The organism is Halanaerobium salsuginis (assembly GCF_900114545.1).
Lineage (GTDB): Bacteria > Bacillota > Halanaerobiia > Halanaerobiales > Halanaerobiaceae > Halanaerobium > Halanaerobium salsuginis.
In genome coordinates this window covers 37,139-55,373 of sequence record NZ_FOTI01000002.1, presented here as the reverse complement: position 1 = coordinate 55,373, position 18,235 = coordinate 37,139, and the positions used below count along the sequence as shown (strand labels likewise).

At 33.4% G+C, this 18,235-nt stretch carries 16 protein-coding genes and 6 tRNA genes; 20 read left to right on the top strand and 2 right to left on the bottom strand.

What is annotated here, in order from left to right:
• Positions 1–12: 12 nt before the first annotated feature.
• From BMZ74_RS01245 to BMZ74_RS01215, 7 genes are all read left to right on the top strand, one after another.
• The gene (locus BMZ74_RS01245) at positions 13–2,364 is read left to right on the top strand and encodes a DNA translocase FtsK (RefSeq protein ID WP_089858406.1); all 2,352 of its coding nucleotides are present in this window, start codon (positions 13–15) and stop codon (positions 2,362–2,364) included.
• 127 nt (positions 2,365–2,491) lie between these two features.
• The gene (locus BMZ74_RS01240; RefSeq protein WP_245750775.1) at positions 2,492–3,187 is read left to right on the top strand and encodes a GntR family transcriptional regulator; all 696 of its coding nucleotides are present in this window, start codon (positions 2,492–2,494) and stop codon (positions 3,185–3,187) included.
• A gap of 135 nt (positions 3,188–3,322) precedes the next feature.
• Positions 3,323–4,405, top strand: a complete 1,083-nt coding sequence (locus tag BMZ74_RS01235; RefSeq protein WP_089858399.1) for a BMP family lipoprotein — start codon at positions 3,323–3,325, stop codon at positions 4,403–4,405.
• An 88-nt stretch (positions 4,406–4,493) separates the two neighbouring features.
• Entirely contained in the window at positions 4,494–6,038 is a 1,545-nt protein-coding gene (locus BMZ74_RS01230) for an ABC transporter ATP-binding protein (RefSeq protein WP_089858396.1), read from the top strand.
• On the top strand, positions 6,031–7,143 hold the full coding sequence (locus BMZ74_RS01225) for an ABC transporter permease (RefSeq protein WP_089858394.1): 1,113 nt from the start codon (positions 6,031–6,033) through the stop codon (positions 7,141–7,143). The genes BMZ74_RS01230 and BMZ74_RS01225 overlap by 8 nt, the downstream gene beginning before the upstream one ends.
• A complete protein-coding gene (locus tag BMZ74_RS01220) occupies positions 7,143–8,042 on the top strand; it encodes an ABC transporter permease (RefSeq protein WP_089858391.1) in 900 nt (299 codons plus the stop codon). Before BMZ74_RS01225 ends, BMZ74_RS01220 begins: the two co-directional genes overlap by 1 nt.
• A 280-nt stretch (positions 8,043–8,322) precedes the next feature.
• Positions 8,323–9,465: a helix-turn-helix domain-containing protein gene (locus BMZ74_RS01215; protein WP_143070133.1), complete on the top strand. Its 1,143-nt coding sequence runs from the start codon at positions 8,323–8,325 to the stop codon at positions 9,463–9,465.
• A gap of 78 nt (positions 9,466–9,543) precedes the next feature.
• Here the strand turns inward: BMZ74_RS01215 and BMZ74_RS01210 are convergent.
• Positions 9,544–9,628 (bottom strand) — tRNA-Tyr (locus tag BMZ74_RS01210).
• Between the two features lie 22 nt (positions 9,629–9,650).
• Positions 9,651–9,726: transfer RNA gene (locus tag BMZ74_RS01205), tRNA-Glu, on the bottom strand.
• 202 nt (positions 9,727–9,928) lie between these two features.
• Here BMZ74_RS01205 and mnmM point away from each other — a divergent pair.
• From mnmM to recA, 13 genes are all read left to right on the top strand, one after another.
• On the top strand, positions 9,929–10,507 hold the full coding sequence (gene mnmM, locus BMZ74_RS01200) for a tRNA 5-(aminomethyl)-2-thiouridylate-methyltransferase MnmM (RefSeq protein WP_089858386.1): 579 nt from the start codon (positions 9,929–9,931) through the stop codon (positions 10,505–10,507).
• 221 nt (positions 10,508–10,728) lie between these two features.
• Positions 10,729–10,804: transfer RNA gene (locus BMZ74_RS01195), tRNA-Thr, on the top strand.
• 7 nt (positions 10,805–10,811) lie between these two features.
• Positions 10,812–10,887: transfer RNA gene (locus BMZ74_RS01190), tRNA-Trp, on the top strand.
• A 23-nt stretch (positions 10,888–10,910) separates the two neighbouring features.
• A tRNA-Thr gene (locus BMZ74_RS01185) sits at positions 10,911–10,986 on the top strand.
• Between the two features lie 95 nt (positions 10,987–11,081).
• On the top strand, positions 11,082–11,375 hold the full coding sequence (locus BMZ74_RS01180) for a DUF2103 domain-containing protein (protein WP_089858381.1): 294 nt from the start codon (positions 11,082–11,084) through the stop codon (positions 11,373–11,375).
• A 100-nt stretch (positions 11,376–11,475) separates the two neighbouring features.
• Positions 11,476–11,552, top strand: a tRNA-Pro gene (locus BMZ74_RS01175).
• Between the two features lie 106 nt (positions 11,553–11,658).
• A complete protein-coding gene (gene rimO / locus BMZ74_RS01170; RefSeq protein ID WP_089858378.1) occupies positions 11,659–12,996 on the top strand; it encodes a 30S ribosomal protein S12 methylthiotransferase RimO in 1,338 nt (445 codons plus the stop codon).
• Positions 12,980–13,510: a CDP-diacylglycerol--glycerol-3-phosphate 3-phosphatidyltransferase gene (pgsA, locus tag BMZ74_RS01165; protein ID WP_089858375.1), complete on the top strand. Its 531-nt coding sequence runs from the start codon at positions 12,980–12,982 to the stop codon at positions 13,508–13,510. Before rimO ends, pgsA begins: the two co-directional genes overlap by 17 nt.
• Before the next feature lie 12 nt (positions 13,511–13,522).
• A complete protein-coding gene (locus BMZ74_RS01160; protein ID WP_089858372.1) occupies positions 13,523–13,966 on the top strand; it encodes a phosphatidylglycerophosphatase A family protein in 444 nt (147 codons plus the stop codon).
• An 86-nt stretch (positions 13,967–14,052) separates the two neighbouring features.
• A complete protein-coding gene (locus BMZ74_RS01155; RefSeq protein WP_089858369.1) occupies positions 14,053–15,324 on the top strand; it encodes a competence/damage-inducible protein A in 1,272 nt (423 codons plus the stop codon).
• Entirely contained in the window at positions 15,309–16,520 is a 1,212-nt protein-coding gene (locus BMZ74_RS01150) for a tetratricopeptide repeat protein (protein ID WP_089858366.1), read from the top strand. Before BMZ74_RS01155 ends, BMZ74_RS01150 begins: the two co-directional genes overlap by 16 nt.
• A 29-nt stretch (positions 16,521–16,549) precedes the next feature.
• Entirely contained in the window at positions 16,550–17,104 is a 555-nt protein-coding gene (thpR, locus tag BMZ74_RS01145) for an RNA 2',3'-cyclic phosphodiesterase (protein ID WP_089858364.1), read from the top strand.
• An 89-nt stretch (positions 17,105–17,193) separates the two neighbouring features.
• Positions 17,194–18,234, top strand: a complete 1,041-nt coding sequence (gene recA / locus BMZ74_RS01140; RefSeq protein ID WP_089858361.1) for a recombinase RecA — start codon at positions 17,194–17,196, stop codon at positions 18,232–18,234.
• Position 18,235: the final 1 nt, after the last annotated feature.

Genomic DNA, 18,235 nt, shown 5'->3' with positions numbered 1-18,235 from the left:
GGGGAGCCTGGAGTGGAAGAAAGTAAAATAGATTCTAAATTAGAAAAAAGGAAAAATGAAATTCTGGGATTATTTTTAATAGCATTTGCTTTGATAAGTTTTTTTGCTATTTTTAATAGTTCGGCTGGTCTGATTGGTAATTATTTAAGTCAGGCTTATTATTTTACTTTTGGCAGTGGTAGTTATGTACTGCCTATATTTTTTATTTACTGGGGTATCCAGCTAATTAGATCAAAACAAATTAAATTTAACGGACGTTTATTGGGGATTATTATTCTTTTTTTAGCTATTATTTCAATAATTGATTTAGGATCTCAAACTGAAAAGTTAAGTGTTTATAATAACTATTATCAGGCAGGCGGTATAATTGGCTATGGGATTAGTTCTAGCCTCAGTAAATTATTTGCAGTTAGTGGAGCTTATATAATTCTTTCCACAATTCTTGTAATTGCATTGCTATTAATTTTTGATCTTTTTCTACATAAGATTTTTAAAGATTTAAAAGACTTTTTGCTTAATTTTAAAGAAAATATTTTGCAGTTAATTGCCAAATTAACTGCTGGGGTAGGTAACTTGTTAGCTAAGCTTAATCCTCTGGTTTATTTCAATGAATTAAGAAATAAATTTAGTAGGCGAAAAAATAAGTCAAAATTAGTAGAAGAGTCTTCTCAAAGTTCAACAGAAATAGATCAGTCTGAAGTTGAAAATAAAATTAGTGAAATTAATGAATCAGTTAATATAACAAAAGAGTCTAAACTGGCTGAAAATAAGGCAAAATCAACGCTTGAAGAAAAGACTAAAGTCAAATCTAAAGCAAAATCTTCAGATCTTAAAACAGCTAAAAAAGAAGATGATCCTGCAGAAACAACTGAAGATTTTGATATTACTAAAGATCAATCGAAAAATATTAAAGATAGAGGAGAAAAACATGGCGATTATACATTACCTGGTATTTCTCTGCTTAACAATCAGGGTAAAAAGAAAGTCAAATTAAGTAATAAAAGCGAGCTACTAGAAGAGACTTTGAGCAGCTTTGGGGTAGAGGCTAAGGTAATAAATGTTAATCATGGTCCTACAATTACCCGTTATGAGATTCAGCCAGCAACTGGGGTTAAGGTTAGTAAAATTGTTAATTTATCAGATGATATAGCTTTGGCATTGGCTGCCCGTGATGTTAGAATTGAAGCACCAATTCCTGGTAAAGCAGCAGTTGGAATTGAAGTTCCACACGGTAATGATATAACAGTTTCTTTTCGTGATGCAATAGTTTCAGAGGAATTTCAACAATCAAAAGCTAAACTAACTCTTGCTCTTGGAAAAGGGATCGATGGTGATACAGCTGTTTTTAATCTTGCCAAAATGCCTCATCTTTTAGTTGCTGGAGCAACTGGTTCTGGGAAAAGTGTTTGTATAAATACTTTAATTAGTAGTATTTTATATCGAGCTACTCCAGCAGAAGTTAAATTATTATTAGTTGATCCGAAAAAAGTAGAGCTGAATGTTTATGAAGGTCTGCCTCATTTATTAACTCCGGTTGTAACTGATCCGAAAAAAGCAGCCAATGTTTTAAAATTAGTTGTCTCAGAAATGGAGCACCGTTATGATTTGTTTTCTGAAACTGGAAGTAGAGGAATTGAATCTTATAATAAACAGGTAACTGATTCAGCAGATAAGCTGCCTTATATTGTAGTAATTGTTGATGAGCTCTCAGATTTAATGATGGTTGCTGCTAGTGAAGTTGAGGATAATATTTGCCGTTTGGCCCAAATGTCAAGAGCTGCAGGGATTCACTTAGTTATTGCTACTCAGAGGCCTTCTGTAGATGTTATTACTGGTTTGATTAAAGCAAACATACCAAGTAGAATTTCTTTTGCTGTCTCTTCTGCTACAGATTCCAGGACTATTCTTGATATGGGAGGAGCAGAAAAATTATTGGGTAAAGGAGATATGTTATTTGCTCCTGTTGGTATGCAGAAACCAATGCGAATTCAGGGTTCTTTTTTAACTGACGAAGAGATTAGTCGGATAACTGATTTTATTAAAGAACAGGCCACAGCTGATTATAAAATAGAAAAAGACGATATTAATGAAGTGGAAGTTTCTCTAGATGAAGAACAGGATGAGCTTTATGAAGAAGCAGTAAAACTAGTAGTTAAATATAGAGCCTCAATATCTATGTTACAGCGTAGACTGCATATTGGACATTCCCGGGCAGCTAGATTAATTGACAGCATGGAAGAAGATGGTATTGTTGGGCCTTATGCAGGTAGTAAACCCAGAGAAGTTCTGGTTAAAGAAGAAGACTTGGGCGATATATTTGCCGAAGAAGAAAATAATGATACAGCAGACTCTATCTTAGGTTAAGCTGTTTTATAAAAAATCTTGACAAGTTTTTAGAATTGTGGTACTATTTAGTTAGTTGTCAGACAGGTATGACGTCTGATGAAAGGAGGGAGTAACTATTTTAAAATATGATAAACGGCCTCTCTATTTGAAGATTAAAGAACACATAGATAATTTAATTGCATCAGGTAATTATGAACCAGGTGACAAACTTCCTTCTGAAACAGCATTTGCTAGAGAACTAGATGTCAGTAGAGCTAGTTTAAGAGAAGCATTAAGAGTGCTAGAAAAGGAAGGTAAGATTATTAAAACACAGGGGGTAGGTACTTTTATTGCTGAACCTATTCCGCGATTTAAAAAAGGAATTGAAGAACTGTTTAGTGTTACAGATACAATTAAAAAAGAAGGTTATCAGGCTGGGACAATTGGTCTAGAAGTAGCGTCTATAATTGCCAGCAAAAAATTGGCCATACAAATGAAGGTCAAACCAAGCACTAAATTATTACAACTAAAGAGGATTAGAACTGCTGATGGCAAACCGGTTGTTTACTGTGAAGATTTCTTGAATATTGAACTTTTTCCACTTGCAGAAACAGAGAATTTTACAGCTTCTTTATTTGATCTTTTAGAAAATAAATATGGTTTAAAAATCAAATATGCATTAACTGAAATTAATCCAGTCATCGCTAACCAAAAATTGGTTTCTAAACTTGAAGTTCAGCCAAATATGCCGCTGCTATTATTAAAACAGCTTCATTATGATGAAAAAGATCAATTATTTCTTTATTCAAAGAATTATTTTAGGAGTGATCAGTTTCAGTTCAGAGTCTTAAGAACTCGCTAAACTTTTTAAATTTAGTAACACTTCTGACTGTTTTAAAGGCTTTCCTTTTTGTTGCAAATGAAAATTAAAAATGTTATATTATATTTATAATTCACATATTTTAACATCATCATAAAATTCAAGGAGGTTATTAATTTGTTAAAAAAATTTATTAGTTTAGCAGTAGTATTAACTGTTGTTTTGCTAGCTGCATTTGTTGCTTTACCTGCTGCAGCTGAAACAAATGTAGGTATTGTTTTATCTACCGGTGGTTTAGGAGATTTATCTTTTAATGATGCAGCTTACAGAGGATTACAAAAGGCCAAATCTGAGTTAGGAATTGACTTTGACTATATCGAACCTGCAGATCCTTCTGAAGATCAAACTGCGTTAAGGAGATTTGCTTCAAGAGGTTATGATCTTGTAATAGGAGTAGGATTTCAAATGGCAGACAGCTTACAAACTGTCGCTTCAGAATATCCTGATGTGAAATTTGCTCATGTAGATCAATCATTCGAAGATGTGCCAGATAATATTGTTACCTTAAATTTTGCCGAATGGGAAGGATCTTTCCTCGCTGGTGCTCTGGCTGCGTTGACAACAGAAACAAATAATATTGGTTTTGTTGGTGGAGTTGATTACTCATTAATTCACCGTTTTGAAGGTGGTTTTTATCAGGGAGCAAAATATATAAATCCTGATATTACTATTCAAAGCAAATATGCAGATTCTTTTGGTGACCCTGCTCGTGGTAGAGAAATTGCCCTTGGTATGATTGATGATGGTGCAGATGTGATTTATCATGCTGCTGGTGGTTCTGGCTCTGGTGTCTTCCAGGCAGCTCAAGAAGAAGATATTTATGCTATTGGTGTAGATTCTAATCAAAACTTTGTTGCTCCAGGTCATGTTATTGCAAGTATGCTTAAAAAAGTAGATAATGCAGTTTATGATACTGTAAAAAGTGTGGTTGATGGCAATTACGAAGGCGGTCAAAACTTACTCTATACTTTAGCTGACGGGGGTGTAGATTTAACAAGTTTAACAGAAGTTGGTTTACCTGTTGTTCAGGCAGAAAAAAATGGAACAATTACTGCTGATGAGTTGGCAACTATTAAACAGATGAAAAAAGATGTTACAGCTCCTTATGCAGAAAAGATAGAAGATATCAAAGCTAAAATTATAAGTGGAGATATTGAGGTTGAAAATTGGGGAGTAACTGGTAGACCAGAAGACCTTTAATAAATTAGAACATTTAACAAGTAATTTAAAGGCTCTGCTAATTAGCAGAGCCTTAATTAAATTTAAGGATTTTTAGGGAGGAATAATAATGTCCAGGGAAGATAATTATATTTTAGATATGCAAAATATAACAAAAGTTTTTCCAGGAGTAAAAGCCAATGATAATGTGAATTTATCAATTAAAAAGGGCGAAATTCATGCTCTAGTTGGTGAAAATGGAGCTGGTAAAACTACTTTAATGAATATTTTGTATGGTCTTTATACCCCGGATGGTGGGAAAATTTATTTTAAAGGCCAACCAACAAAGCTAAAAGAACCCCAGTCTGCAATTGATCTGGGGATTGGTATGGTTCACCAACATTTTATGTTAGTTGATACCTTGACTGTTGCAGAAAATATTGTGTTGGGTAGTGAACCTCGCAAAGGAATTATGCTAGATCAAAAACGGGCTAAAAAACAGGTTAAAGATATTTCTGATAAATACGGACTTTTCATTGATCCAGATGCCAAAATTATTGATATCTCTGTTGGAATGCAGCAGCGGGTGGAAATAATCAAAACACTTTATCGGGGAGCTGAGTTATTAATCTTTGATGAACCAACAGCTGTTTTGACCCCTCAAGAAATTGACGAACTTTTTGAAATTTTCACTTCGCTTAAAGAACAGGGTAAAACAATTATTTTTATAACTCATAAATTGAAAGAGGTTAAAACTATCTCAGATCGAATAACTGTGCTTCGAGCTGGCAAAAGTATTGATACTGTGGCTACTGCAGATGTTACAAAGGAAGATGTTGCTGAATTGATGGTTGGCCGCCCAGTTTTACTTCAGGTTGAGAAAACTGAGGCTAAACCTGGTAATGAAATTTTGAAAATTGATAACTTAGAAGTTAGTGATAATCGTAATATTCAGGCAGTAAAAGGAATTTCTCTTTCTGTTAAAAAAGGAGAAATACTTGGTATTGCCGGAGTAGAAGGTAATGGACAAAGCGAACTGGTTGAAGCTATAACTGGACTACGTAAGATAGATTCTGGTCAGGTCTTATTACGTAATGAAGATATTACAAATTATAATGCCCGGGAAATTAAACGCGAAAAGGTAGCTCATATTCCTGAAGATCGGCAAAAACGTGGTCTAATTATGGACTTTGATTTAAAAGAAAATATAATCCTTGGTTATCATGACCTTGAGCCATTTTCTAAACATGGAGTTATGAATTATGAAAAAATAGCAGAAAATACTCAAGAATTGGTTGATAAATATGATGTTCGCGGAGGAGGCATTACAGCTCTTGCTAAAAACTTATCTGGTGGTAATCAGCAAAAGCTAATTGTTGCTCGTGAATTCTCGCATGACCCAGAATTTTTAATCGCTTCTCAGCCAACTAGAGGAGTTGATGTTGGGTCAATTGAATTTATTCACAAACAAATTGTAGAACGGCGTGATAATGGGGCTGGAGTTTTACTTGTTTCGGCTGAATTAAGTGAAGTTCTTTCTTTAAGTGATAGAATTGCTGTTATATATGAAGGTGAAATCGTTGATATTGTAAAAGCTTCAGAAACCGATGAAAAAGAACTTGGTGCTTTAATGACTGGTTCTCGCTCTGGAGCAGGAGGTGAAGGGAATGAGTAATTTTTCTGCTAAATTAAAATCTGTTATGACAGAATTAGGTTTATCGTTATTATCAATTATTATTGCTTTACTTGTAGGAACACTTTTTATATTTTTAACTAATAAGTCACCCCTTGATGCTTATTCTGCCCTTTATATTGGAGCTTTTGGTAATTTTTCTGCTATTGCTAATACTTTGTGGCGTTCCACTCCTTTAATTTTAACTGGCCTGGCTGTTGCCTTACCATATCGAGCAGGTCTCTTTAACATAGGAGCTGAAGGCCAATTTTTAATGGGAGGCTTTGCTGCTGGGGTAGTTGGTTTTTATTTTACTTCTTTACCCGGATTTATCCATCTTCCTTTTGCAATTATAGCTGGGATGTTAGTTGGAGGTCTCTGGGGAGGTTTGCCCGGGTTTTTAAAGGCTAAAATGGATGTGCACGAAGTTATTGCTACAATAATGTTGAATCATATAGCTATTGCTTTGACAATTAATTATGGAATTAATTATTTTAGAGATACAGGTAGGCCTGCTACTCCAAAAATTATGGATACTGCAGCTATGCTTAGATTTAATCAGCTGGCTGATCATCCTATCTTAGGTAAACTGCCTTTAGCAGAACTTTTTAATCACCCTGCTATTCGCCTGCATCTTAATTTTGTGTTGGCGATTATAACTGCTATAGTACTCTGGTATTTACTTTTTAAAACAACTCTTGGTTATGAGATTAGAGCAGTTGGTTTTAATCCAGATGGAGCTGAGTATGGTGGAATTAATGCTGGTCGTAGTATAATTGTAGTCATGTTTATTAGTGGTGCAGTTGCTGGTCTGGCAGGTGTAGGTGAAGTTTTAGGAACTCATTTAAGCTTTATGAGTGGAATGGATGCTGGCTATGGGTTTACCGGGATTGCGGTAGCTCTAATTGGTCAAACACATCCAATTGGAGTTATTTTAGGTGGTTTATTATTTGGAGCTTTAGCACAGGGTGGTCTAGAAATGCAGTTTTCCGGGATTCCATCAGAAATTGTAATGATAATCCAGGCACTTGTTATTTTCTTTGTTGCTACCCTCCAGGTTTTAAAGGTTTATATTGGTAAAAAGAAAGCTAAAGGAGGGGTTAAATAATGGAAACTTTAAAACAAATATTTTCGCTTTCTTTAATCTTAGCTAGTTTTAGATTTGCAACTCCTTTAATTCTTGCTGCTCTGGGAGGTTTGTTTTCTGAGCGTTCAGGAGTAGTTAATATAGCCTTAGAAGGTATGATTTTAATTGGTGCTTTTGCGGCAGTTTACGGTAGTGCAAGCACCGGTAACCCCTGGATTGGAGTTTTATATTCTATGATAGCTGGAGTAGCATTTGCGGCAATTTTGGCAGTTGTTTGTGTTCTCTTTAAAGCTAACCAGGTAGTAGTTGGGACCGGAATAAATATTTTCGCTTCTGGAATTACTATTTTTTTACTACAAGTTTTATTTGGAGTAAAAGGTACTTCACCAATGGTTAATAGACTACCAGCTTTTCGTATTTTTGGAGTTAGATTTAATCCAATTACTTATATTGCAATTGTTTTAGTGCCTATTGTCTGGTTTATTTTCTATAAAACTCCCTGGGGTTTAAGAATTAGAGCAATCGGCGAACATCCGGCAGCTGCAGATACTTTGGGTATCAATGTTAATAGATGGCGCTTTATAAGCGTTTTAATCAGTGGAGCTCTAGCTGGATTGGCTGGTGCTCATCTTTCGATTGGAGATGGTAGTGCTTTTGTTAGAGAGATGTCGGCTGGACGAGGCTTTATTGCTCTGGCTGCCTTGATATTTGGTAAATGGAATCCTTTAGGAGCTTTTGGGGCAGCCATGTTGTTTGGGTTTGCCGAAGCAATTGCTGTCAGGGTAGATTTTGCTTTCATTCCTTCGGAATTGATTAATGCAATACCTTATGTATTAACTCTAGTTGTATTAGCTGGCTTCTTTGGTAAATCAGTTGCTCCTGCTGCATCTGGTGAACCTTATTATAAGGGTGAAAAATAACCTTTATATTTATAGTAAAATAAATTATTTAAAAAGGATGGCTACTGGCCATCCTTTTATTTTTGATAAAATTATAGTAATTTATAAATAATTATCCTAATTATTTTTTTCTGATATATTGTCTATTTATTAGAAATTGTCTATTTATTAGAAATTGAAAATAAAAAGCAGAAACAATTAAACAAAAGAGAAAAATGTGTTATAATATTAAATAGTGTCATTAAATTTGAATTTAATTAATATTTTAAATAGATCATTTTATTATAAAGGGGGATCTACATTGGAAGAAATTGAGTTGGGTACTTTGTTAAAAAATGCCCGTCAGGAAAAAAATTTGTCTCTACAGGATATTCAAGAGGCTACTAAAATAAGAAAAAAATATTTAGAAGCAATTGAAGCTAATGATTTTTCTGTGCTGCCTGGTAATGTATATCTTAAAGTTTTTGTAAAAGGATATGCTAGAGAAGTTGGAGTTGATTATCAGCAATTACTTGCTAATTATGAGATTTTACATGTTAATATCACAAATGAAAATAATCAGAAGCTAAATACTAGCTATCTTGATGAGGCAAATAAGAAGTCCACATTTAAGCGGGAAAATAAAAAAAGTCCCTGGCGCTTTTTTTTACTGTTAGTTATTGCTGTCCTTATTATTACTGCTTTAGCAGCTGCCTATCAATATTATAATCAGGGAGAGATATCTATTTTACCACCTGAGAATACTATAGAACATAACAATTCAGCTGGAGAAGATTTAACAGATAATCAGATCCAAAGTGATAATAGTGAAATAGAGCTTGATCTAAATTCTCTGGATAATGCAGATAATGAAAATTTGGAGCAAGCAAACAATAGTCAAACTAGTTCAGACATACTGGAGGAAAATACTGAGTCAATAGAGAATATTTTATCAACTGCAGAGGATAATCTAAGTGCTGGCAATAACAAGAATAATTCTTCTGATCTTGATAGTGAAACTACTGTGGCTAATAATTCTGCTGATTCTGAATCAGATAATAGTAACGATCTGGCCATTGAGCAGCTAAGTACTAATTCAGCTTTAGATTCAGAAGAAGTTCAAAATACAGCTAGTTTAGAAAATGAAAATAATATAGCAGAAAAAACTGAAATTAGTGATCTTTCTGCAGATTCCGAAACTATGATAGAAATTGAAGCTAGTGATGTAGTCTGGATTAGGGTTGATACAGATGGGAATAATGTATTTAGCGGTATTTTATCAGCAGGTGATACACGTAGTTTTAATTTTAAACAAAAGATATATTTAAAGATTGGTAATGGTAGTGCAGTTAAAGCTAAAATTAATGGCGAGGAGTATGGTCCCTGGGCTGAGGCTGGACAAATAGCAGAGACGGAAATAGAGATTAATGATCAGCAGTTAGAAATAAACAATTTGCGTAATTGATTGAGAATTTTAATCTTTAATAATATCTATGAATAACAAAAACACCCAGCTATTGGGTGTTTAATTATTTTAAGAAAATGGTGGAGGGGAAAGGATTTGAACCTTTGTAGGCATCGCCGGCAGATTTACAGTCTGCTCCCTTTAACCACTCGGGCACCCCTCCAAACTTAAATATTAAATTATAATGGCACCCTCAAGGGGATTCGAACCCCTGCCGCCAGGATGAAAACCTGGTGTCCTTGACCCCTAGACGATGAGGGCACACAATTGTGCAATTGACAAGCACAATTAATAGTATACAGTAAAGCAGTTTATTGGTCAATTGGCTTAATATACCTTTAAAGCTTATTAAATTAAAATATATTTATTTATCTTTCTTAGGTTCTAATATACTTATCAACTTTAATTTTAAAATTAAAGCTGATATAAATTAATAATAATTAAGCGAGCTGGAGTGATCTAGATGAAAAGCAAACAAAATAATGATTTTGCTAGTGCAGTTGCATTTTCTCATTTTTTATTAAAACAGCATTTAACATCAGGAGATGCAGCTGTTGATGCAACAGCTGGTAATGGTCATGATACTAAGTTTATTGCAGAATTAGTAGGTGATCAAGGGCAGGTGTATGCATTTGATATTCAACAGTCTGCAATAGAAAATAGTAAACAACTATTAATTAAAAATAAGTTAAATAGTCAGGTTCAGCTAATTAAAGCTAGTCATGCTGACCTCGATTATTATATAAAAGATAATATAAAAGCAGCTGTATTTAATCTTGGTTATTTACCAGGAGGAGATAAAAGTATTATTACAAGAGCTGATAGTACAATTATTGCAGTAAAAAAACTACTTAAATTAATTAAGCAGGGAGGAATAGTTATTCTGGTGATTTACAGTGGCCATCCTGGAGGTAGTCAAGAGAAAACAAAAGTTTTGAATTATGTAAGTCAACTTAATTGTCATGAATATAATGTTTTGAGCTATAAATTTTTAAATCAGCCCGGGCCACCCCCTGAAATAGCGGCAATAAAAAAAAGATAGGGTTATCAGTATTTTAAAGAAAAAAAAAGAAATTAGGATTTAAATCAATCTAAACTAAAATAATCAGCTTATAATGACTTGACCTTAAGAGCTAACTCCATTATAATAGTTATTGCTTGATTGAAAACGCCCTTTGTTCTTCAGGGGTGGTGATTTTTTTAATTATAGTTTTTAGCTGTAGTTATCTTTGAATACATAATTTTAGTCAGGTAGCAATATTTGCTGATGTAGCTCAATTGGTAGAGCAGCTCACTTGTAATGAGCAGGTTATCAGTTCAAGTCTGATCATCAGCTCCATTTTTTTAGGGGAGTAGCTCAATTGGCAGAGTCGTGGACTCCAAATCCATTGGTTGCAGGTTCAAGTCCTGTCTCCCCTGCCATTTTAAATTTTAATTAAATATTTGCTGATGTAGCTCAATTGGTAGAGCAGCTCACTTGTAATGAGCAGGTTATCAGTTCAAGTCTGATCATCAGCTCCATTTGTATTTTGGAAGTCTTAGTGACTTCTTTTTTTTATGCCTTAATTTGCAGTCCTGAAATTTCAGTGTTATAATTTAAAGCAGGATGTGATATAATGGCTAATAAGTATCGGCATAATAAAATAAAACAAGAACATACAATTATCGAGGATATTTTACCTTTATTGGAAGAAATAGCCGATTCTAGATTAATTAAGAGTATTATTCCAGGAAGAATAAATAGAAGAAAAGGTAGTGGGACTCCTGCCTACTTACAATTGAAATATAATACTCCGACTGGAATAAAAATGATTGGTAAAAATAGTGCTTCCTTGCAGGAAATTTTTGTTGTCACAGATTATTCTGAAAAAGCAATGATTTATTTGAAAAAATTTACCTTTGTAAAGTAACAGTTAGGCAGTTTGAGCTCAGTAAAATCAAGTATAATTTTGAGCTGAAAAATTATTTGACAAAAGTTGAATAGTTTTATATAATAGCTTTTGTTGGCAGCGGGCTATGGCGCAGTTTGGTAGCGCGCTACACTGGGGGTGTAGAGGTCTTCGGTTCAAATCCGGATAGCCCGACCATTTTGATTTGTTAAGTAAAAAGCCCATTTTGGGCTTTTTTGTAGTTATAGACTTAAAAAGTGAAATTTCTAATTTATTTTGAATTGTTAATTAAAAAGGAGTTAAAATGATAAAATATGCGTTGCTTACCCTTGGGTGTCCTAAAAATGAAGTAGATAGTCAGTATATGCAGGGTTTTTTGAGTAAAGAAAAAGAGTTTAGTTATACATCAGACTTTGAAACTGCAGATACAATTATAATTAATACCTGTGGTTTTATCCAGGATGCAAAAGAAGAATCAATTGATACAATCTTAACTGCAATAAATTATAAAAATGAATATAGCTGTCAGTCTGTAATAGTCACTGGCTGTTTGACTCAGCGTTATAGTGAAGAATTAGCTGCTGAGATTCCTGAAATTGATGCGATTTTGGGGACTTCAAATTTTGATCAAATAGCTTCGGTAATCAAAGCAAGTCTAGCTGGGAAGAAAAGTGGTGGAATTACTAAGGCTGGTTTTGAATATAATTCTGCTCTACCACGCGAAATTGATAATCAAGTTTTTGCCTATTTAAAGATTGCTGAAGGCTGTAATAACAACTGTACTTATTGCAGTATCCCACAAATTAGGGGTCCTGTTAAAAGCAGATCAATAGCAGATGTTTATCGAGAAGCAGTAAAGATTGTTGATTCTGGAATTAATGAGCTAATAATTATTGCTCAGGATACAACACAATATGGAGTGGATATTTATGGCAGACCAGCTTTAGCCCCTTTATTAAAAAAATTAGTAGAGATAGAAGATCTAAAATGGATCAGGCTTCTCTATAGCTATCCTGAATTTATTGACGATGAGTTAATTGATGTTCTGGCGGCAGAAGAAAAAATTTGTAACTATTTAGATTTACCTATTCAACATTCAGCTGCTAAAATAAGAAAATTAATGAATCGTAAAGGAAATAGTCAGGAAATAGCTAATATTATAAATAAGCTTAGAAAAAGAATTCCTGGTATTAAATTAAGAACCTCTTTAATAACTGGTTTCCCGGGTGAAACTGAGGCTGATTTTGCTGAACTAAAAGATTTTGTAGAGGAATATAGATTTGATAGATTAGGAGTTTTCGAATTTTCCCGGGAAGAAGGAACTGCTGCCTATAATTTACCAGATCAAATACCAGCAGCTGTTAAAGCTGCTAGAAAAGAAGAAATTATGCAGCTGCAGCAAGAAATTTCTCTGCAGAAAAACCAGGAGTTAATTGGCCAGCAGTTAGAAGTTATTATTGAAGGTAAGGAAGAAGAAAATTATTTAGCCAGATCTCGCTATGATGCTCCTGAAATTGACAATCAAATTTATCTACCAATTAGGGATAATAATTTAGAGATTGGTAAAATATATCAGGCTGTAATAAAAGAAGCTTTTCACTATGATTTGATAGGAGAGATTAAGGATGAACTTACCAAATAAGCTATCTTTGCTAAGAATTTTATTAATTCCGATTATTATTATTTGTTTATTACAGGGCTCTTTTATTGGTGACTTATTGGCGTTAATCATATTTATACTGGCGGCTTTAACAGATAAATATGATGGTTATTATGCACGAAAATATAATTTGATAACCTCTCTTGGTAAAATACTTGACCCACTGGCAGATAAATTATTAATTATTGCTAGTTTAGTTGTTTTTATTCAATTGGGTAAAATTACTGCCTGGCCAGTTATAATTATTATCGCTAGAGAATTAGCAGTAACTGGTTTAAGAGTTATTGCTGCTAATCAAGGCACAGTAATTGCTGCCAATAACTGGGGTAAATGGAAAACAACTATTCAGATTATAACTGTAATTGCTCTTATGCTTAACCCTGGCTTAATTAGTTTGCCGGTAATTTTAATTAATGCTTTAATCTATCTGGCAGTTTTAATTACAATTTATTCTGGGTATACTTATTTTGCAGGGACAAAAGTTGATTATTCTTAAGGAGGAGCAGTTATGGTGAAAAAAGTTAGTCGATTTTTAGCAACTGGATTTTATGTTGGTTATCTACCAACTGCTCCAGGAACATGGGGATCTTTATTAATGATTTTTTTGTTATATTTGTTCCCTCTGCTAAATAATTTTTATGTAGTTTTTGCTCTCAGCCTGGGTGGAATTGCGATTGCTAATTTTGAAGAAAAACAAAACGGAATTAAAGATGAAAGTAAAATAGTAATTGATGAGATGGCAGGTCAACTATTAACTTTTTTTACAATACAAAAACCTAGTCTAACTATTTTACTATTAGGATTTATTTTATTTAGAGTTTTTGATATAACTAAACCATTAATTATAGATAAGATACAATCATTGCCAGCTGGTTGGGGAGTAATGCTGGATGATTTATTGGCTGGCTTATTTTCTCTTGTTATATTAAAAATAGTGATTTATTTAATTTAATAATTTAATCGGATTCTAATCTAATCGACCTTTTTCAGGTCGATTTATTTTTTTTTTGATGTTATAATAAAGATGAGGTGAGTAATTTGCGAGCAGCAGTTATAGCGACAGGAGCAGAATTAGTTGCAGGTTTAGTCAAAGAAAGTAACTCTAATTTTATTGCTAGAGAATTATCAGAAGTAGGAATAGAACTAGTAAATATTTTTATTTGTGGAGATCAAAAAGAAAGTATCAAACAAAATATAAATTATGCTCGCCAGGCAGCAGATTTAATTTTTATTAGTGGTGGTCTAGGACCTACTAAAGATGATATAACTAAGGTAGCTTTTGCAGAAGAATTAGGGATTGAAATGACTTATTCAGCTGAAATCGAAAAAAGTTTAGTTAAATTTTTCAAAAAAACTCAGTCAGAAATAAGCGAAAATAATTTTTCGCAGGCTTATTTGCCGGCAGGAGCTGAAATTTTGGAAAATAGGCATGGAACAGCACCTGCTTTGAAATTCACAGCTCAGGGAAAGCAGTTTTATTTATTACCTGGAGTTCCAATTGAATTAAAAAGTATTTTTAATAAGCAGATAAAAGCAGATTTAGTAAGTCTAACAGAAAACAAATTTCTTAGCCAGGAATTTAATTTTATTGGAATTGGTGAATCAACTCTGGCAGCTGAAATAGAAAAATTAAAACTCGATCAGCGGTTAATAATTAGTTATCAGGCTGGTAGAGGAGAAGTTAAACTAAGAATAAAGTTTAATAGTAAAAATAATTATGCTGCTGAACAAATTGGGCAGCAGTTAATTAAGAATGCTACAGAAATAATTAAAGATAAGTTTTCAACCTATCTTTATAGTTTTGATGATCAAGATATTGTAGATATTGTTGCTAAGACACTTCAAGAGCAGGGTTTAACTATTGCAGCAGCTGAGTCGTTTACAGGTGGTACTTTAGCAGAACGTTTAACTGCCAAAGCTGGCAGCTCTGGATTCTTTAAAGGATCAGTAGTTGCTTATACTAAAGAATTAAAAAATAAGTTACTTAAAATAAATAATAAATTATTAGATAAATATGGTACAGTTAGTAAACAATGTGCCGAAAAAATGGCAGCAAATGTAGCTAATATTTTGGAGACTAGTATTGGAATCTCAGCCACTGGAGCTGCTGGACCTGATCCTTTGGAGGGTCATCCTGCTGGAACCATGTTCGTAGCAATTTATTATCAAGGTGAGATTCGTAGTTGGAAATTAGAGAAAAGCTATGGCCGTTCTCTGAACAGATTTTATGCTTCACAATTTTTATTTTTAGAATTAAAGAATTTGCTAACTAAAATTAAAGAGGAGGATAAATTATGTTTAAAAAAATGACCATTTTATTTATTTTAAGTTTATTGATTTTTAATCCGGTGAGTTATGTTTTGGCTGACAATAATTCCATTAGTACTTCTCAGACAGAATTAACTGCTTCTGATTTGTTCTCAGAAGCATTGGCTGAATATAATAAGCAAAATTTTACAGCTGCTTCAGTTAAATTTGATCAGTTATTAGCTGATTATCAATTAGATGAAGGTCTTGAATTTAGTGCGCTTTATTATGCTTCAATGACAGCTGCTAAAAATTTAAAAACTCAAAAAGCTATTTCTCGACTTGAGATGCTTGAAGAGCGAGGATATCAAAGTGCTGATTTGAATTGGCGAATTGGTGAATTGTTTTTAAATAAGAATAATCAGTTTGATAGTGCTGATTTTGCCAGTGCACTTAAGTATTTAAAAAAAGCCGCTGAGCTGGGTAAAGATACTCCCGCTTTTAAACGTGATTTAGCTGGTTCTTATTTAGAAACTGGTAAAACTGATACTGCTAAACAAATTTATCAGGAAATCATTAAAGCTGATTCAACTGCTGCAGACTATGTTTATCTTGCTAAAATAATGGAAAAAGAAAATAAGAATAAAAAAGCTGTTGAATATTATGAAAAAGCCATAGAATTAGATAGTGAACAGCAATCTGTTTATCTTAATTTAGGTAATTTATATCAGAGATTAGATAATTACGCAGCAGCAATTTCAATTTATAAAAAGGGAATTGAAAATAAAAACAACTTTACTCCTTATTATATTGGTTTAGGAGAAAGTTACTTTGCATTGGAAGAATATGCAGCTGCTCAAAAAGCTTTAGAAAAAGCTATCGAAATTAATCATAATTCCTATTACGGTTATTTTTTATTAGGCAATATAGCAAAACAAGCAAAGAACTATAACCAGGCCCTTAATTATTATGATAAGTCACTCCAGTATAATCCTGATTATGTAGAGGCCTATTTGGCTGAAGGTCAGGTTCAATTAGAAAAAGAAGCTTATTATCAGGCTATTTCTAAGTTTTCGCTTGCTGTAGATAAAAATCCAGAATATGCAGAAAGTAGATATTATCTAGGACTGGCATATTATAGAGCAGAAATGATGGAAGCATCTCGTTCTGAGCTACGTAAGGCTCTTCATATTGATGATACCTATCAGCCAGCACGAAAGCTCTTAGATAAAGTTGAAAATATTTTAAATATCAAATAGGCTTTAATTTGAAATATCAGGTGATTAAAATGAGATTATTTATTGCAGTTGATTTTAGCCAACAAAGCAAAGATCTAATTATTAAGCAAACCCGTGCTTTAAAATCATCTTTAGAAAATAATTACCGCTGGGTAGATTCGAAAAATTTTCATCTAACATTAAAATTTATTCCTGAAGCAGATAAACAGCTTCGAAATAGTCTAGTTGTTGCTTTAGAAGAAAGTAAGCTTAGTTTATTGCCTGAGTATTTGGAGTTTGATCGACTGGGAGCATTTCCTGATCTGGCTGCAAAGAAGGTGCTTTATTTAGCAACTGCTAATGGCACAGATCAGCTAAAATCTTATCGATTGGATCTTGAGAAAAAACTTATGAAAACTGGATTAATAAGGGATAAAAGAAATTTTATCCCTCATCTTACTTTAGCACGTCAAAAAAACCAGGCTGAAGTAAATATAGAAGATAAATTTTTAGAAAATAGTTTTATTAATATTTATGCTAAACTTAAACGGATAGCTCTTTATGAAAGCAAATTAGATTCAGCTGGATCAGAATACAGGCAATTATTTAGCTTGAATTTAATTTAGCGGCTTGCAAAAAGTAAACATTTGTTCTATAATATTGTTAAAGACAAAATAGCGGTTAAATTTAAATAAATTTGGGGAGGAAGATAAGCTTGGCTACAAATGAAAAAGAAAAAGCATTAGATAAAGCGGTAAAACGAATTGAAAAACAGTTTGGTAAAGGTTCAATTATGAGATTAGGCGAATCAAATAAGTTAAATGTAGAATCTATTCCAACTGGTGCTCTACCATTAGATTTAGCATTAGGAGTAGGAGGAATTCCCAGGGGTAGAATTATTGAACTATATGGTAATGAGTCTTCTGGTAAAACAACTCTAGCTCTGCATATTATTGCAGAAGCTCAGAAATTAGACGGTATAGCTGCTTTTATTGATGCTGAGCATGCCCTTGACCCTAAATATTCAAAAAATTTGGGTGTAAACATTGATAATCTATTAATTTCACAACCCGATAGTGGGGAACAGGCTCTTGAAATTGGAGAAGCTCTTGTACGCAGTAATGCGGTTGATATAGTCGTTATTGACTCTGTCGCTGCCCTTGTCCCAAAAGCGGAATTAGAAGGTGATATGGGGGATTCTCATGTTGGTTTACAGGCGCGTTTGATGTCTCAAGCAATGAGAAAGCTTTCTGGTGCAATTAGTAAATCTAAAACAGCCGTTATTTTTATCAACCAAATTAGAGAAAAAATTGGTGTAATGTTTGGCAATCCAGAAACAACACCTGGTGGAAGAGCTTTGAAATTTTATTCATCAGTTAGAATTGAAATGAGACGTTCTCAATCCATTAAAGATGGTGATAAATTAATTGGAAGTACAGCCAGAGTAAAGGTAGTAAAGAATAAAGTAGCAGCTCCTTTTAGAAGTGCAGAATTTGATATTATGTATGGAACAGGTATTTCTAGATCTGGTTGTGTGCTTGATCTTGGGGTTGATACAGAAATTATTGATCGAGCTGGTTCTTGGTATTCATATGGAGATGTTAGACTTGGCCAGGGAAGAGAAAATTCCAAAAACTTTTTGCAAGATAATTCAGAAATAATGCAGGAAATAGAAGAAAAGATTAGACAAAAAGTTGGACTTGAAGAAGGAACAATTGAAGCTGAAGAACAGCAGAAAGAGGAAGCTGAGGAATAGT

Excerpts from the sequence above, each read along its gene's own strand:
- BMZ74_RS01150 (WP_089858366.1), top strand. The coding sequence starts at position 15,309 with ATGTTTAAAAAAATGACCATTTTATTTATTTTAAGTTTATTGATTTTT.
- mnmM (WP_089858386.1), top strand. The coding sequence starts at position 9,929 with ATGAAAAGCAAACAAAATAATGATTTTGCTAGTGCAGTTGCATTTTCT.
- BMZ74_RS01225 (WP_089858394.1), top strand. The coding sequence starts at position 6,031 with ATGAGTAATTTTTCTGCTAAATTAAAATCTGTTATGACAGAATTAGGT.
- pgsA (WP_089858375.1), top strand. The coding sequence starts at position 12,980 with ATGAACTTACCAAATAAGCTATCTTTGCTAAGAATTTTATTAATTCCG.
- BMZ74_RS01180 (WP_089858381.1), top strand. The coding sequence starts at position 11,082 with ATGGCTAATAAGTATCGGCATAATAAAATAAAACAAGAACATACAATT.
- BMZ74_RS01160 (WP_089858372.1), top strand. The coding sequence starts at position 13,523 with ATGGTGAAAAAAGTTAGTCGATTTTTAGCAACTGGATTTTATGTTGGT.
- BMZ74_RS01220 (WP_089858391.1), top strand. The coding sequence starts at position 7,143 with ATGGAAACTTTAAAACAAATATTTTCGCTTTCTTTAATCTTAGCTAGT.
- rimO (WP_089858378.1), top strand. The coding sequence starts at position 11,659 with ATGATAAAATATGCGTTGCTTACCCTTGGGTGTCCTAAAAATGAAGTA.
- BMZ74_RS01230 (WP_089858396.1), top strand. The coding sequence starts at position 4,494 with ATGTCCAGGGAAGATAATTATATTTTAGATATGCAAAATATAACAAAA.
- thpR (WP_089858364.1), top strand. The coding sequence starts at position 16,550 with ATGAGATTATTTATTGCAGTTGATTTTAGCCAACAAAGCAAAGATCTA.